This is a genomic window from Micrococcus sp. HG099 (assembly GCF_024723355.1).
Lineage (GTDB): Bacteria > Actinomycetota > Actinomycetes > Actinomycetales > Micrococcaceae > Micrococcus > Micrococcus endophyticus.
The window spans coordinates 1-15,560 of the sequence record NZ_JANQCJ010000005.1 but is presented as its reverse complement, the minus strand read 5'-3'; the positions used below and the strand labels follow the sequence as shown (position 1 = coordinate 15,560).

At 73.4% G+C, this 15,560-nt stretch carries 15 protein-coding genes; 7 read left to right on the top strand and 8 right to left on the bottom strand.

The window, feature by feature from the left end; all coding sequences use genetic code 11:
• Positions 1-18: 18 nt before the first annotated feature.
• Genes NWP10_RS01080 through NWP10_RS01070 form a run of 3 tightly spaced genes read right to left on the bottom strand, consistent with a single transcriptional unit; the run spans position 19 to position 2,292 of the window.
• Positions 19-846, bottom strand: a complete 828-nt coding sequence (locus NWP10_RS01080; RefSeq protein WP_017488998.1) for an exodeoxyribonuclease III — start codon at positions 844-846, stop codon at positions 19-21.
• Between the two features lie 41 nt (positions 847-887).
• Positions 888-1,787: an ammonia-dependent NAD(+) synthetase gene (nadE, locus tag NWP10_RS01075; RefSeq protein WP_258299576.1), complete on the bottom strand. Its 900-nt coding sequence runs from the start codon at positions 1,785-1,787 to the stop codon at positions 888-890.
• A 58-nt stretch (positions 1,788-1,845) separates the two neighbouring features.
• On the bottom strand, positions 1,846-2,292 hold the full coding sequence (locus NWP10_RS01070; RefSeq protein ID WP_017489592.1) for a MarR family winged helix-turn-helix transcriptional regulator: 447 nt from the start codon (positions 2,290-2,292) through the stop codon (positions 1,846-1,848).
• 58 nt (positions 2,293-2,350) lie between these two features.
• Between NWP10_RS01070 and pyrE the strand changes: the two genes are divergently transcribed.
• Positions 2,351-2,947 (top strand): orotate phosphoribosyltransferase, encoded by a 597-nt coding sequence (gene pyrE / locus NWP10_RS01065; protein WP_020480212.1) that lies wholly within the window; start codon positions 2,351-2,353, stop codon positions 2,945-2,947.
• Positions 2,948-2,967: 20 nt separating this feature from the next.
• Here the strand turns inward: pyrE and NWP10_RS01060 are convergent, their stop codons facing one another.
• Positions 2,968-4,056, bottom strand: coding sequence for a magnesium and cobalt transport protein CorA (locus NWP10_RS01060; protein ID WP_258299575.1), 1,089 nt, complete (start codon positions 4,054-4,056; stop codon positions 2,968-2,970).
• A gap of 89 nt (positions 4,057-4,145) precedes the next feature.
• Between NWP10_RS01060 and NWP10_RS01055 the strand changes: the two genes are divergently transcribed.
• Positions 4,146-4,511: a hypothetical protein gene (locus tag NWP10_RS01055; protein ID WP_017489595.1), complete on the top strand. Its 366-nt coding sequence runs from the start codon at positions 4,146-4,148 to the stop codon at positions 4,509-4,511.
• Positions 4,512-4,567: 56 nt separating this feature from the next.
• On the top strand, positions 4,568-5,254 hold the full coding sequence (locus NWP10_RS01050; RefSeq protein ID WP_375162457.1) for a TrmH family RNA methyltransferase: 687 nt from the start codon (positions 4,568-4,570) through the stop codon (positions 5,252-5,254).
• 178 nt (positions 5,255-5,432) lie between these two features.
• Here NWP10_RS01050 and NWP10_RS01045 read toward each other — a convergent pair whose 3' ends face one another.
• Together NWP10_RS01045 and NWP10_RS01040 are read right to left on the bottom strand one after the other, a co-directional pair.
• A complete protein-coding gene (locus NWP10_RS01045; RefSeq protein WP_248194082.1) occupies positions 5,433-6,329 on the bottom strand; it encodes an SMP-30/gluconolactonase/LRE family protein in 897 nt (298 codons plus the stop codon).
• Between the two features lie 80 nt (positions 6,330-6,409).
• Positions 6,410-7,759 (bottom strand): lipase family protein, encoded by a 1,350-nt coding sequence (locus NWP10_RS01040; protein ID WP_258299574.1) that lies wholly within the window; start codon positions 7,757-7,759, stop codon positions 6,410-6,412.
• Between the two features lie 231 nt (positions 7,760-7,990).
• Here NWP10_RS01040 and fbaA point away from each other — a divergent pair, with 231 nt between their 5' ends.
• Entirely contained in the window at positions 7,991-9,013 is a 1,023-nt protein-coding gene (fbaA, locus tag NWP10_RS01035) for a class II fructose-bisphosphate aldolase (RefSeq protein ID WP_258299573.1), read from the top strand.
• A gap of 11 nt (positions 9,014-9,024) precedes the next feature.
• Complete coding sequence (locus tag NWP10_RS01030) at positions 9,025-9,339, top strand: hypothetical protein (RefSeq protein WP_020480210.1); 315 nt, start codon at positions 9,025-9,027, stop codon at positions 9,337-9,339.
• A gap of 83 nt (positions 9,340-9,422) precedes the next feature.
• Here NWP10_RS01030 and NWP10_RS01025 read toward each other — a convergent pair whose 3' ends face one another.
• Positions 9,423-10,937, bottom strand: coding sequence for a helix-turn-helix domain-containing protein (locus tag NWP10_RS01025; RefSeq protein WP_158493618.1), 1,515 nt, complete (start codon positions 10,935-10,937; stop codon positions 9,423-9,425).
• A gap of 269 nt (positions 10,938-11,206) precedes the next feature.
• Here NWP10_RS01025 and aceA point away from each other — a divergent pair, with 269 nt between their 5' ends.
• Together aceA and aceB are read left to right on the top strand one after the other, a co-directional pair.
• On the top strand, positions 11,207-12,514 hold the full coding sequence (gene aceA / locus NWP10_RS01020; RefSeq protein WP_017489055.1) for an isocitrate lyase: 1,308 nt from the start codon (positions 11,207-11,209) through the stop codon (positions 12,512-12,514).
• A 54-nt stretch (positions 12,515-12,568) separates the two neighbouring features.
• Entirely contained in the window at positions 12,569-14,341 is a 1,773-nt protein-coding gene (aceB, locus tag NWP10_RS01015) for a malate synthase A (RefSeq protein WP_258299571.1), read from the top strand.
• A gap of 88 nt (positions 14,342-14,429) precedes the next feature.
• Here the strand turns inward: aceB and NWP10_RS01010 are convergent.
• The coding region (locus tag NWP10_RS01010) for a hypothetical protein (protein WP_258299569.1) at positions 14,430-15,560 on the bottom strand (1,131 nt) is incomplete at its 5' end.

Below are 15,560 nucleotides of genomic sequence, written 5' to 3'. Positions count from 1 at the left end.
CGCGGGCTCGTCCGTGGCTCAGCCCAGCTCGACGACCACGGGCGCGTGGTCCGAGGCGCCCTTGCCCTTGCGCTCCTCGCGGTCGATCCAGGCGTCCGTGACCGTCCGTGCGAGGGCGGGGGAGCACAGCTGGAAGTCGATGCGCATGCCCTTCTTCTTGGGGAAGGCCAGGCCCGTGTAGTCCCAGTACGTGTACACGCCGGGGCCGGGGTGGCGCGGGCGCACCACGTCCACCAGCCCGGCGTCCTCGAACGCGTGGAACGCCGCGCGCTCGGGCGGGGAGACGTGCGTGTAGCCCTCGCGCTGGAACAGCTCGATGTCCCACACGTCCTCGTCCTGCGGAGCGATGTTCCAGTCGCCGGTCAGGGCGAGCCGGGTGTCCGGGTCCTCGGCGAGGCGAGCGGCCGCGTGCTCCTGGAGCACGCGCAGCCACTCGAGCTTGTAGCCCATGTGCTCGTCCTCCAGGCCGCGCCCGTTGGGCACGTACAGGCTCCACAGGCGGACCGGGGCGACGCCGTCGCCCGCCTCGGTGCCCACCGTGGCGCCGAGCGCGCGGGACTCCTCCTGCGGGTCGACGCCGCCCTTGCCGAAGTGCGGCTGGCCGGGGAAGCCGCGCTGCACGTCCGTGAGGCCCACGCGGGAGGCGATGGCCACGCCGTTCCACTGCGAGATGCCGTGGTGGGCCACCTCGTAGCCGGCGCGCTCGAAGAGCTCCCACGGGAAGTTCTCGTCCCGGCACTTGGTCTCCTGGATGGCCAGGACGTCGATGTCATGGCGCTCGAGGAAGGCCTCGACGCGGTCGGCGCGGGCACGGAGGGAGTTGACGTTCCAGGTGGCGATCTTCACCCGTCCAGGCTAGTGGAGGGGGCGGACGAGCCAGGCCCGGCTCAGCGCCACCAGTCGTCGTGGACCGTCACCGGCATGGTCCGCTTGTGCCGGCTGCGCAGCCAGATGCCCTCGAGCTTCTCCGCGGCCTCCTCGGGGATGTCCCCGCCCTCGAGGTAGTCGTCGATGTGCTCGTAGGTCATGCCGAGCTCGTCCTCGTCCGTGCGGCCGGGGTTCCCGTCCAGCAGGTCCGCGGTGGACACCTTGTTCCACAGGTGCCCGGGGGCGCCGAGCTCGCGGCCCAGCGCCCGCACCTGGCGCTTGTTCAGCCCGGACAGCGGCAGGACGTCCGCGCCGCCGTCGCCGAACTTCGTGTAGAAGCCCGTGACCGCCTCGGCCGCGTGGTCCGTGCCGATCACCAGCTGGCGGTGCGCCCCGGCCAGCGCGTACTGCGCCACCATGCGCATGCGCGCCTTGACATTGCCCTTGTCGAAGTCCGCGATCTCGTCGCCGGTCGCCTCAACGAACGCGCTCGCGATGCCCTCCACGCCCGCGGCGATGTCCAGGGTGATCTCCCGGTCCGCGTCCACGAAGTCCATGGCCGCCCGCGCGTCGGCCTCGTCCTTCTGCTGCCGGTACGGCAGGCGCACGGCCGTGAACTGCGGGCGCTGCGGGGACGGGGCCTCGTCCGTGGCGGGGGCGCCGCGGGGGGCCTCCGGACCGCCGAGCGCGACGGCGTCGGGTGCCCCGAGGCGGGCGCGGCGGCGCTCGACGGCGAGCTGGGCCAGCCGGCCGCCCACCGTGGAGTCCACGCCGCCGGAGATGCCCAGGACGAACCCGGCCGCCCCGGTGGCCTCGAGGTAGTCCACGAGGAACTCGACCCGCCGCTCGATCTCCTGGGCGGGGTCGATCTGGGGCCGGACGCCCTGCTCGGCGATGATCTGCTGCTGGAGTTCACGCATGCCGGTCAGCGTAGGGCGCGCCCCGGGCACCGGGACAGGGGCGGCCGGCGACGCCGGCTCAGGCGTCGGGGTGCCCCAGGTTGCGGGCGATGCGGCGCAGGACGCGCACGGCGTCGTCGATCTGGTCCCGCGGGACGTCCGCCGTCGCTTCGGCACGCAGGGCCTCGACCGCCTCGCCCACGCGGGCGCCCGCGGTGCGACCCGTGGCGGTGAGGGTGTAGAGGTCGCCCTCCACCGTCACCCAGCGCGACTCGACCAGCTCCTCGATCTGACCGGACACCGCCCCGCGGTGCTCCTCCTCGAAGCCGGCCTCGAGCTCGGCACGGGACTGCGGGGCCACCGTGAGGGTGTTCAGCAGCTGCCACTGGGCGCGGGTGAGGCCGTGCTCCTCGAGGCTCTCGGCCACGCGCGTCGCGATCAGTCCCTCGGTGAGGGTGAGCCAGTGTGCCAGGGGCAGGCCGGAGGGGTGCTGGACGGCGGCATCGTCATGCGGGATCTCGCTCATGGCCCGAGCCTAGCCAGGCCGGGACGGAAGCGGCAGGGGCGGTCGGGCCCGCACTAGCATGGGCGGCATGACCGACGCGCAGACCCCCACCGTCCCCACGCCCGAGCAGGACCGCGAGCGGCTCAAGGAGCTCATCCAGGAGCTGGCCGTGGTGCACGGCCGGGTGACCCTGTCCTCCGGCAAGGAGGCGGACTACTACGTGGACCTGCGCCGCGTGACCCTGCACCATGAGGCCGCCCCGCTGATCGGCCGCGTGATGCTGCGCCTGCTCGAGGAGAACGGGATCGAGTTCGAGGCGGTGGGCGGTCTGACCATGGGCGCCGACCCCGTGGCCACCGCGATGATGCATCAGGCCGGCGCGCAGGGCCGCGCGCTCGACGCGTTCGTGGTGCGCAAGGCGCAGAAGTCGTACGGCATGGGCCGGCAGGTGGAGGGCCCGGGCGTGGACGGTCGCCGCGTCGTCGTGCTGGAGGACACCTCGACGACGGGCGGCTCCGCGCTGACCGCCGTCGAGGGCGTGCGCAACGCGGGCGGCGACGTCCAGGCCGTGGCCGTGATCGTGGACCGTGCGACCGGCGCCGCCGAGCGCGTGGCCGAGGAGGCGGACGTGCCGTACCTGTACGCGTTCGGCAAGGACGAGCTCGGCCTCGACTGAGCCTCGGACTGCCCGCCCGCCTAGAGCCAGTCCGCGCGCTTGAACAGCACGAACAGCGTGAGGGCCACCGCCAGCATGAGTCCCAGGGCGAACGGATAGCCGAACGCCCAGTGCAGCTCGGGCATGCCGTCGAAGTTCATGCCGTAGATCGAGCCCACCAGCTGCGGCGCGAAGATGATCGCCGCCCAGGACGAGATCTGCTTGACCTGCTCGTTCTGCTCGATCGACTGCTCCGCCAGCCGCTTGGACGCGAGCGTGGAGTCCAGCTCCAGGGCGTTCGCGAGCATCTGCCGCATGGCCGTCACGCGCTCGTTGATCTGCACGGCGTGGTCGTGGACGTCGCGCAGCCGGCGCAGGTTCTCGACCTCGAACACGCCCTCCTCGCTGAGCTCGTCCTGGTCCCACTCGTGCACGTCCCCGGTCCGCGGGGCGCCGACCTCCCGGCGGTGCTCCTCCTCGCGCAGGCGTGCGCGGGCGCCCTCCTGCAGCTGCTCCACGATCACCGGCAGGGCGCGGATGGCGTGCTGGAAGTGCAGCACCTCGCGGGAGAGCTCGTAGATCCGGCGGGAGACGTGGCCGGCCCCGGAGAAGATCTGGTCCTCGATCTCCTCGATGTCCTGCTCCAGCCCGTCGGCCACGGGCACGTAGTCGTCCACCACCTTGTCCAGGATCTCGAACGTCACCTGCCACGGTCCGAGGGCGAGGCGCTCGCGGCCCTCCGTCTCCAGCACGCGCCGGACGGCGGCGAGGTCCGGCTCCTCGGCGTGGCGCACCGTCACCACGTAGCGATCGCCCGTGAAGATGCCGATCTCCCCGAACTCCACGGTCTCCGTGCTGTCCACGTAGCGCGCCGGGTGCAGCACCATGAACCAGTCCTCGCCGTACCGGTCCAGCTTGGCCCGCTCGCCGCCCTCGAGGGCGTCCTCCACGGCCAGCGGGTGCAGGTGCAGCTCGTCGGCGACGGCGCGCAGCTCGCCGGCGTCCGGCCGGTACAGCCCCAGCCAGGCCATGCCGCCCGACGCCTCCGCGGCCTCCCACGTGTCCTCCAGGGTGGAGGGGGCGTGGACCCGGCGGCCGTCCACGTACACGGCGTTGTCGATCATCGTCACCCGCCCATTCTCACCGACGGCGGCACCCCGGTTCGCGTGCCGTCGTCGGGTCACGGACGGGGCCCGGGGCGCCGCGCTACCGTGGCGGCATGAACTCTCCGCGCCACGCCGCCCCCGTCGTCCGCGACGGCAGGACCTTGCTCCCCGCCCACGCCGTGACCACCGCCCCGATCGCCGCGTTCGGCCTGATCGGCGGCTACCTCACCGCCCGCGAGACCGGCATCCGGCCGCTCGGCGGCGTGGTGCTGGCGGCCGCCGGCGCCTACGCCGGCCGCACGTGGCTGGCCAAGCGCGGCCCCGCCGTCGCCGGAGGCCTCACGGCGCTGTACCTGGGCGGCTTCGGGGCCTCCCACCCGCTCGCCAAGAAGATCGGCGCGTGGCCGGCCGTGCTGTCCGTGGCCGCGGTGTCCGCCGGGGCCGCGTGGGCCGCCGTCGACCGCGAGGGCGCACGCTGAGCACGCCCCAGCCCACCCCGCCCCTCCCTGGAGATTCGGGCGACTTGTCGGGGGTCGTGGGGCCCGGGACCTCCGAGAACTCACCCGAAACGCGGGAAAAGCGGGAGGAGCGGGAGGGCCGGGAGGAGCGGGAGGTCGGCGTCCGCCCGTGGGAGGGGCCCTGGCCCGAGGACCCGCGCTACGACCCAGAGTTGCTGCGCGACGGCGACCGGCGCAACGTCGTCGACGCGTACCGGTACTGGACGCTCGAGGCGATCGTCGCGGACCTCGACGCGCGGCGGCACCCCTTCCACGTGGCCATCGAGAACTGGCAGCACGACCTGAACATCGGCACCGTGGTGCGCACCGCCAACGCCTTCAATGCGGCGGGCGTGCACGTGATCGGGCGGCGGCGCTGGAACCGCCGCGGCGCCATGGTCACGGACCGGTACCTGCACGTGCGGCACCACGCCACGGTGGAGGAGTTCACGGCCTGGGCCGCGGCCGAGGGGCTGCCCGTGCTCGGCGTGGACCTGTTCCCCGAGTCCGTGCCGCTCGAGTCGTTCGAGCTCCCGCGGGAGTGCGTGCTGGTGTTCGGCCAGGAGGGGCCGGGGCTGTCCGAGGAGGTGCGGGCGGCGAGCGCGGCGGTGCTGTCGATCGCGCAGTACGGGTCCACGCGCTCGATCAACGCCGGGGTGGCCGCCGGGATCGCGATGCACGCCTGGGTGCGGCAGCACGGGGGCGCGCCGACGTCGTCGTCTTGAGGAACGACGACGGCGCGGGCCGCCTGGGTGCGACGGGGATGCTTCTCGTTTCCCACACGAGAACGCCCGGAAGACTCCCGTTTCCCGCACGAAAGTACCGGGGAGGCTCCCGTTTCCCACACGAAAACGCCCGGAAGGTTCCCGTTTCCCGCACGAAAGCGGGGGCGGCGGGGAAGGCTCAGCCGGCGAAGGGGCGGGCGGGCAGGCCCGTCACGCCCGGGCGCACCGCGAAGAGCGCGCCGGCCAGCGGGTCCTCGCCGCGCTCCATGTTCTCCCAGGACGTCGTGATGTAGAGGGTGCCCAGGTCCTCGCCGCCGAAGGTGCACGCGGTGGTCTTCTGCACGGGCACCTCCACCACTTCGTCCAGCGTCCCCTCGGGCGTGTAGCGGTGGATCTGCCCGTGGCTGATCACGGCCACCCAGATGCCGCCCTCGGCGTCCACGGTCAGCCCGTCGGGCTTGCCCTCGCCGTCCAGCACGTCCACCAGCACGCGCCGGTTGGTCAGCCCCTCCTCGCGGGAGTAGTCGAACACCGCGACCTGCCGCGTCGGGGTGTCGTTGTAGTACGCCAGCGACCCGTCCGGGGACCACTCCAGGCCGTTGGACGTCGTCGCGCCGGTGAGCACCACGTCCACCTCGCCGGCGCCACCGTCCGGCCCGGGGGAGAGGCGGTGCAGGCTCGCCGCGCCCGGCGTCTTCGCGTACGCCATGGAGCCGGCGTGGAAGCGGCCGTCCGGGTCGCAGCCGCCCTCGTTCATGCGCAGCCCGGCCTCGGGGCCCCACAGCTCGGGCAGCGTGGTGAGCTCGCCCTCGGGGCTCATCAGCGCGAAGCCGCGCTCCACCGCGAGCACGGCGCCGCCGCCGGCGCGGGGACGCACGACGGCGGCCACGTCGCCCACGTGGGTGCGTTCCACGGCACCGTCCGCGCGCAGGGACAGCACGTCCCCGGCGAGCATGTCCACCCAGCGCAGGCCCCCGCCGGCGGCCAGGCCGGACGCGGCGGTGCCCCAGTGCTCGGCCCAGACGGGGCCCTCGCCGTGATAGGCGATGGGATCGGTGACCTGCTCGGCGCGCATGCGGTGCTCCTGTGCTCGGGTTCGACGACGGCGGGGCGGGCCCGGCGTCCGCCGCACCCGCCCCGCACGCTACCGAACGCTCAGAACCAGCCGCAGGAGTTCGGGGTCCACCGGTCGGCCAGCGCCGCGTCGAGGAACGAGTGCATGCGCGGCAGCGCGGCCACGTAGCCGCCCATGTGGGTGGGGGTGAGGACCGGGTCGAAGCGGACGCGGGCGCCCTCGGCGCACCAGCGCAGCCCCAGCTCCCGGCCGGTGCGGTACGGGATGACGTCGTCCGTGAGGGAGTGGGCGATCATCACGGGCACCTCCGGGCGGCGCCCCTCCGCCCCGAGCTTCTGCTCGGCGAGGATCCCGGCCAGCTGCGGGTCGGTGCGCACCAGCTGCGGGAAGGACTGCCCGGTGTGCGTCAGGGCGGAGGAGTCCAGGGAGCCGTGCTCCCCGCTGTCCGTCACGCAGGTCTCCACGGCGTCGGTGAGCACCTGCCTGCCGTGCTCGTTCAGGTGGACCGCCGGGTCGACGTCGTAGGCCGCCAGCTGCCCGCTCATCGCGTACAGCAGGAAGGCGGAGTACGAGCCGCCGTCGATCCGGTCCGTGACCTGCACGAGGTCGGCGGGCGGGGCGCCCGCGTAGGCGCCTTTGAGGTCCAGCTCGGGGGCGTAGGCGGGGGCCAGCTCGGCCGCGGCGGCGGAGGCCCCGCCGCCCTGCGAGTAGCCGGCCAGCGCCACGGGGGAGTTCGCGGTGACCTCCGCGCCGTCCACCTGGGCGGCCGCGCGCACGGAGTCCAGCACGGCGTGCGCCTGGGACTCGCGGACCATGTAGGTGTGCGCCCCGGGGGTGCCGAGGCCCTCGTAGTCGGTGACCACCACGGTGTGGCCGCGGTCCAGCAGGGACGTGATGCCCACGCCCTCGTACTGCTCGCCGGTGGAGAGTGTGCGCGAGGGGGCGCAGCGGTCGGAGGCGCCCTGCGTGCCCACGGCGTAGCCGATCACCGGACGCTCGCCGGCGCCCGTCCACGGGGCCGTGGGGGTCAGGACCGTGCCGGAGACCGCCATGGGGCGGCCCTGCGCGTCCACGGAGGAGTAGAGGATGCGCGTGGCCCGGGCCGGCACCCGGATCAGCTTCACCGGGTCCAGGTAGAACGCGCTGGGCTCGCTGCGGATCAGCGTGCCCGGCCGTGCGGGGATCGTGGCGGGCGGCCGGTAGAAGGCGTCGCCGGCGGTGTCCTCGGCGAGCTCGGCGCGGGCCGCGTCCCAGCTGCGCTCCTCGGCGGGGCTCGCGGGCCGGGACAGGTCCTCGACGGCGGAGCGCACCTCGGGTGCGTCCGGGGCGGGGGCCGGGTCCTGGGCGAGGGCACTGGGGGCGCAGAGGCCGGCGGCGACGGCGATGGCGGCGGCGGTGGAGAGCGGGCGGACGCGGCGACGGCGTGACATGGGGCCTCCCGTGGGCGAGGAATGTGACGCGCGCCACTCTAGGCTCCCGCGGCGTCCCCGTCACCGGTCGGCCGGGCGCCGACGGGGGGCGTCGTCGTCGCCTGCCGCGCCGCCGTCGTGCGTCCCCGGGCCCTGGGGGCCGCGGCCCCGCGCGGATAGAATGATGACGAGGGTGCCGCGCCGTCGCGCGCCCCGAGCCCGCCTGAGTCGACGACGCCTAGGAGCTGCAACATGCCCATCGCATCCCCGGACAAGTACGCCGAGATGATCGACGCCGCCAAGAACGGCGCCTTCGCCTACCCGGCGATCAACGTCACCAGCTCCCAGACCCTGAACGCCGCCATCCGCGGCTTCGCCGAGGCCGGCTCGGACGGCATCATCCAGGTCTCCACCGGCGGCGCCGCCTACTTCTCCGGCTCCTCCGTGAAGGACATGGTCACCGGCTCCCTGGCCATGGCCGCCTTCGCCCGCGAGGTCGCCAAGAACTACTCCGTGAACATCGCCCTGCACACGGACCACTGCCCCAAGGACAAGCTCGACGAGTTCGTCATGCCCCTGCTGGACGCCTCCGAGGCTGAGGTGAAGGCCGGGCGCGACCCGATCTTCAACTCCCACATGTGGGACGGCTCCGCCGAGACCCTCGAGGAGAACCTGCGCATCGGCAAGGAGCTGCTGGCCCGCACCCACGCCAACAAGCAGATCCTCGAGGTGGAGATCGGCGTCGTCGGCGGCGAGGAGGACGGCGTCGCCCACGAGATCAACGACAAGCTCTACACCACCGTGGAGGACGGCATCGCCACCATCGAGGCCCTCGGCCTCGGCGAGCAGGGCCGCTACATGACTGCCCTGACCTTCGGCAACGTGCACGGCGTCTACAAGCCGGGCAACGTGAAGCTGCGCCCGCAGATCCTCGAGGACATCCAGAAGGCCGTGGGCGAGAAGTTCGGCAAGGAGCGCCCGTTCGACCTCGTGTTCCACGGCGGCTCCGGCTCCGCCGCCCAGGAGATCGCGGACTCGGTGAGCTACGGCGTCGTCAAGATGAACGTGGACACGGACACCCAGTACGCGTTCTCCCGCCCCGTGGCCGGCCACATGTTCGAGAACTACGCCGGCGTGCTGAAGGTGGACGGCGAGGTCGGCAACAAGAAGATGTACGACCCCCGTGTGTGGGGCGCCAAGGCCGAGGAGGCCATGGCCGCCCGCGTCGTGCAGGCGTGCCAGGAGCTCAACTCGGCCGGCACCAGCATCGGCTGACGGGAGCCGTCATGTTGGGAGGACTCCCCTGGTTCGCTTGGATCGCCATCGTCGCCATCCTGGTGTGGGGCACCCTGCAGGTGGTCCAGCTCGTCACCGGCCGCGCCCTGCCCGGCGAGGAGATGAAGAAGGAGGTCGAGGAGCTGCGCACGCGCCTCGACGCGATCGAGGGGCGCCGCCCGGCCGGTGAGCTCCCTGCCCGGGCCGACGCCGAGGGCTCCGACCTCGAGCGTCGCATCGAGCGCCTCGAGGCCCGCGCGGACCGCCGCGAGGCGCGCGACCGCGAGCACGACGACTGGGACCGCCGGGCCGGCGAGCTCGGCTGACCCGCCCGCGCCGGGCAGGGCGCGCCCTGTCCGCACGACGACGGCCCCGCACCTGCGCCACGGCAGGTGCGGGGCCGTCGGCGTCACGGCGTGACGCCCCCGGCGCCGTCGGGCGCGTCGGCCCCGGGCGCGCCCGGGGTGCGGTCCCGCTGGGACTCGAGGAACTCGAAGACCTCCACCTCGTCCACCCCGGGGAACGCCTGGGTGGGCATGGCCGCCAGCAGGTGGGCGTGCATGCGGGCCGCCGGCCACACGTGCCCGCCCCACTCCGCCTCCAGGGCCGGGTCCGGCAGGCGGCAGCAGCGCGGGTCCGGGCACGTGGAGGTGATCCGGTGCCGCGTGTCGGCTCCGCGGAAGTGCCGAGCGTGCTCGAACGCCGTGCCCACGGAGAGGGCGAACAGCCCGTCCGGGCCGTGCTCCACCATCGAGGTGCACCAGTAGGTGCCGTTCGGGGCGTCCGTGTACTGGGTGTGCGCGCGGAACCGGTCGCTGCGCCCGAACGCCTGCCGGGCCCCCCATCGCCGGCAGGCGGCCTGGCCCTCGATGGCGCCCGTGTGGTCCGCCGGGAACACGAGCCCGTCGTTCTCGTAGGCCTTGTGGATCACCCCCGTCTCGTGGACCTTCTGGAAGTGGCAGCGGATGCCCAGGTCCACGGTGGCCAGGTTGGTGAAGCGGTGGGCGGCCGCCTCGTAGGAGACGCCGAACGCGTCCTTCAGGTCGTCCACGGACAGGTCCCGGCGCTTCTGGGCGGCGCGCAGCAGGGCGCTCGCGGGCCGCTGCGGCATCAGCAGGGCGCCGGCGAGGTAGTTCACGGCCACCCGCTGGGAGAGGAAGTCCTCGTAGTCCCGCGGCTCGCCGTGGCCCAGGACGGCGGCCGCGAGTGCCTGCAGCACCACGGTGCGCCGGTCGTGGTCGCTGGCGCGGCCCCCGCTGACGTGGATGCGGCCGTGCTTCAGGTCCGTGACCGAGCGCGTGGAGTGCGGCAGGTTGGCCACGAAGCTCAGGGTGAAGCCCAGGTGCTCGGCGAGACTGGACACGGCGTGCAGGCCCAGCGGCCCGCCCGTGTGGCCGATCGCGTCGAGCAGCCGCTGCGCCTCGGCCTCGAGGTCGGGGTAGTGGTTGTCCACCGCGCGCATCCGGGCGCGCAGCTGGGCGTTGGCGCGGCGCGCCTCCTCGGGGGTGGCGGCCTGCTCCTCCAGGCGACGGCGCAGCTCGGCCTCCAGCCCCGCGATCACCTCGAGGACCTCGGTGGGGGTGCGGGGCCCGATGCGCAGCGGGGGCAGGCCGAGGGAGGCGTAGTGCTCCGAGCGCGCGAACCGTTCGACCTCGATCTCCAGTTCGGCCCGACGGGTGGGGGCCCGGCCGGTGAGCAGGTCCTCGACCGGCACGCCCAGGACCTCCGCGATCCGCTGGACCAGCGAGAGCCGCGGCTCGCGGCGGGCGTTCTCCACGAGGGACAGGTGCGAGCCGCTCACGCCCGTGCGGTCCGCGAGCTGGTCCAGGGTGAGTCCGGCCTGCTTGCGCAGGTGCCGGACGCGGCGGCCCAGTGCGACGGCGTCCACGGTCGCGCTGTCCTCGGGAAGCGGGCGGGTCATCATGCGCGGAACTGTAGGCGGAACCGGGGAGGAGATCACGTGTGACAGAAAGAAAGTCACATTCTTGACAGGCGGGGGGCCGCTGGTGTGATCCAGGCCATACCGGGGCGCAAGGGCCGTCACGTTCTGACCCAGTGGCAGGAACGACCGGAGTTTCCACCGATTTTGTGCTCCCGAGGGCCTTGCCCGGGGCCAAGGTGGATGTCAACGGCAGCGACGGACACGTCGCACCGAACCCCTCACCGAACCGGACCGATCCTCAGGAGGACGTCATGACCACCCAGCCCCACCACTCCACTCCCGCCTCCGCCGAGCAGCTCCAGCATGACTGGGACCACAACCCCCGCTGGGCCGGCATCGAGCGCACCTACTCCCCGGACGACGTCGTCCGTCTCCGCGGCCGGATCCAGGAGGAGCACACGCTGGCCCGCCGCGGCGCCGAGAAGCTGTGGACCCAGCTGAAGGACGAGAACGCCCGCGGTGATTTCACCAACGCCCTCGGCGCCCTCACCGGCAACCAGGCGGTCCAGCAGGTCAAGGCCGGGCTGCGCGCCATCTACCTCTCCGGCTGGCAGGTGGCCGCGGACGCCAACCTCTCCGGCCACACGTACCCGGACCAGTCCCTGTACCCGGCCAACTCCGTGCCGCAGGTGGTGCGCCGCATCAACAACGCCCTGCTGCGCGCGGACCAGATCGAGCACGCCGAGGGCGTCAGCAGCGTCGAGGACTGGCTCGTGCCGATCGTGGCCGATGCCGAGGCCGGCTTCGGCGGCCCGCTCAACGCCTACGAGCTCATGAAGTCGATGATCACCGCCGGCGCCTCCGGCGTGCACTGGGAGGACCAGCTGGCCTCGGAGAAGAAGTGCGGCCACCTCGGCGGCAAGGTGCTCATCCCCACCGGCCAGCACATCCGCACGCTCAACGCCGCCCGCCTGGCCGCCGACGTCGCCGACGTGCCCAGCGTGATCATCGCCCGCACCGACGCCGAGGCGGCCACGCTGATCACCTCGGACGTGGACGAGCGCGACGCCGAGTTCATCACCGGTGAGCGCACCGCGGAGGGCTTCTACAAGGTCCGCAACGGCGTCGAGCCCTGCATCGCCCGCGCCAAGGCCTACGCCCCGCACGCGGACCTGATCTGGATGGAGACCGGCACCCCGGACCTCGAGCTGGCCCGGAAGTTCGCCGAGGCTGTCAAGGCCGAGTTCCCGGACCAGATGCTGGCCTACAACTGCTCGCCGTCCTTCAACTGGAAGAAGAACCTCGACGACGACACCATCGCCAAGTTCCAGCGCGAGCTGGGTGCCATGGGCTACACCTTCCAGTTCATCACGCTGGCCGGCTTCCACGCCCTGAACCACTCCATGTTCGACCTGGCCAAGGGCTACCACGAGCGCCAGATGTCCGCCTACGTGGAGCTGCAGGAGCGCGAGTTCGCCGACGAGGCCCGCGGCTACACCGCGACCAAGCACCAGCGCGAGGTCGGCACCGGCTACTTCGACGCCGTGTCCACCGCCATCAACCCGGACAGCTCCACGGTGGCCCTGGCGGGCTCCACGGAGTCCGGCCAGTTCCACTGAGCCCGGCCCGCCGTCGGCCGACCCGCCCGCTCCCCACGCCCAGGAGGCAGTCCCATGACCACCACGACAGTCACCTCCGGGCGGCACCACGCCGCCCCCGCCCTGCACCACACCGACGAGCCCGTCGACACCGCCGCCCACACGCCGCTGCCGCACGACGTCAGCACCCAGGCGCTGCCCGTCGTTGCCCCCGCCGGCGCCGCCCCCGTGGTCACCGTCCACGGCCCCGTGACCGACCGCCAGGCGGAGATCCTCACCGAGGACGCGCTCGCCTTCCTCGGTCGCCTGCACCGGGTGGCGGAGGACCGCCGCCGGCGGCTGCTGGAGGAGCGCGAGTTCACCCGGCAGCGCATCACCGAGGGCTGGGATCCGCACTTCCTGCGGGCCACGAAGCGGGTCCGCGAGGACGACTCGTGGCGCGTGGCCCCGCTCGCCCCGGGCCTGAAGGACCGCCGCGTGGAGATCACCGGCCCCGTGGACCGCAAGATGACCGTCAACGCCCTGAACTCGGGCGCCACCGGCTGGCTCGCGGACTTCGAGGACTCCTCCACGCCCTCGTGGGAGAGGATGCTGGACGGGCAGGTGAACCTGTACGACGCGATCCGCGGCCGGATCGACTTCACGAGCCCGGAGGGCAAGGAGTACCGGCTGCGCGGGGCCGAGCTCACGGACCGGCCGACGATCATCGTCCGGCCCCGCGGCTGGCACCTCACCGACGACCACCTCCGCGTGGACGGCGAGCCCATGGCCGGCGGCCTCGTGGACTTCGGCCTGTACTTCTTCCACAACGCCGCGGAGCTGGTCCGCCGCGGCCACGGCCCGTACTTCTACCTGCCCAAGCTCGAGTCCCACCTCGAGGCCCGCCTGTGGAACTGCGTGTTCGTGGCGGCCCAGGACGCCCTCGGCATCCCCCAGGGCACGATCCGCGCCACGGTGCTGATCGAGACCATCACGGCCGCGTTCCAGATGGAGGAGATCCTCTACCAGCTGCGCAACCACGCCGCCGGGCTCAACGCGGGGCGGTGGGACTACATCTTCTCCCTCATCAAGAACTACCGGGACCGCGGCCCGGCCTACGTGCTGCCGGACCGCGCGGAGGTCACCATGACCCAGCCGATGATGCGCTCCTACACCGAGCAGCTCGTGCGGGCCTGCCACCGCCGCGGCGCCTCCGCGATCGGCGGGATGTCCGCCGTGATCCCGGACCGCCGGGACCAGGCGGCCAATGAGGTCGCGTTCGCGAAGGTCCGCGAGGACAAGGCCCGCGAGGCCCGCGACGGCTTCGACGGCTCCTGGGTGGCCCACCCGGACCTCGTGCCCGTGGCCCGTGAGGTGTTCGACGAGGTCCTCGGCGAGGCCCCGAACCAGATCCGCACGCGCCGCCGCGAGGACGTGGAGCCGGACGAGGCGGGCCTGCTCGACGTCGCCGCCACCACGGGCTCGGTCACCGAGGCCGGGGTGCGCCGCAACATCGAGGTGGCCATGCGGTACGTCGAGTCCTGGCTGCGTGGCCAGGGGGCCGCGGCCATCCACGGGCTCATGGAGGACGCCGCCACGGCCGAGATCTCCCGCTCGCAGATCTGGCAGTGGGCGCACAACCGCACCGCGGTCGCCCTGGAGGACGGCGGCACCCGCACCGCCTCGCGCGAGTGGATGGAGCAGCTCGTCCGCGAGGAGCACGCCCGCATCCTCGCCGGCCCGCTGCCGGAGGGCCACCGGTTCGAGGACGCGCGCCGCGTGTTCTGCGAGTCCGCGCTGCCGCCGGAGTACCCCGCGTTCCTCACGCTCGGGGCCTACCGCCGGCACTTCTCGGCCGAGCGCGCCTGAGGCCGCACGACGACGGCCCGGTCCCGACGACGACGCCCGGTCACCTCCGCGAGGTGACCGGGCGTCGTCGTGTCCGGGGCCGTGTCCGTCAGCCGCCGGTGCCCGAGGGCGAGGGGGTGCGCGAGGCCGGCGTGGAGCTCGGCGACGGCGTGCCCGAGCCGGAGGCGGCGCGGGAGGCGGAGGCCTCCGCGGCGGAGGCCGAGGCCTCGGCGGCGCGCTGGGACTCGGCGGCCTCGCGGGCGGCGCCCTGGAAGGGGCGCGGGGGCTGGCCCGGGGCCACGGGGCCGGGGGCGCCCTCGGGGCGGTCGATCGTGGACTGGTTGTTCAGCAGCTCGTCCGGCACGCGGCCCGTGGGGATCTCGCGGGCCTTGGCGAGGGACTCCTCGTCCATCGAGGCGTCCAGGAAGAACGGGGAGCTGAGCTCGATGACCTCGTGGAAGCGGGAGGCGTCCTTGAGCACGGTGTCCGCGAGGTGGTCGCGCGCCTGGGTGACGAGCGTGGTGCTCCCCGCCACGGGCGAGTTCTCCACCTGGGTGAGGCCGCCGTTGGCGTCGCCGTAGCCCTCCATGGAGCCCATGGTCACGGAGACCAGCTCGGTGCCGTCCTCGCTGCAGGCCCAGGCGGTGCGCTGCGGCATGAGGGGGGCGCCGTCCTGGCCGCCGATCATGCCGGGGCGCAGGAGGGCGAGCAGGCCCTTCCCGGTCTCCGGGTCGAAGGTGTACTCGTCCGCCACGGTGGCCGGCTCGTCCTCGCACCAGTCCAGGCGGGTGCTGTCGAGGTTGTGCTGGTAGTGCACCTGGGCCAGCGGCATGCCGGGGCTGTACTCGAAGTAGCCGTTGTACACGCAGGTGAGGAACTCGTGCGTCTCGTCCTGGGAGGCGAAGAGCTGCACGATCTCCAAGGTGGAGGCGTCCGGGATGTGGGTGGCCACGGCGTCCAGGGTGCGCTGGTCCAGGACGTCGCGGGTGCAGTCCATCACGGAGACCGTGTCGTTGCGCACTGCGGCGGTGTTCTCCCAGGCGGTGGTGGCGGCGCCGTCCCGGATGCCGGGGCCGAGCGTCTCCAGGGCCTGGCGCGGCTGGGCGCGGGGCGTGCCCTCGGCGGAGGCCGACTCGCGTGCCTCGCGCACGCGGGAGGCGGCGATCGAGGCCGGGTCCGTGGGGGTCGCGGGGGCGGAGCCCGCGGCGGGGGAGCCGGCGGATGCGCTGGGGGCGGGGAC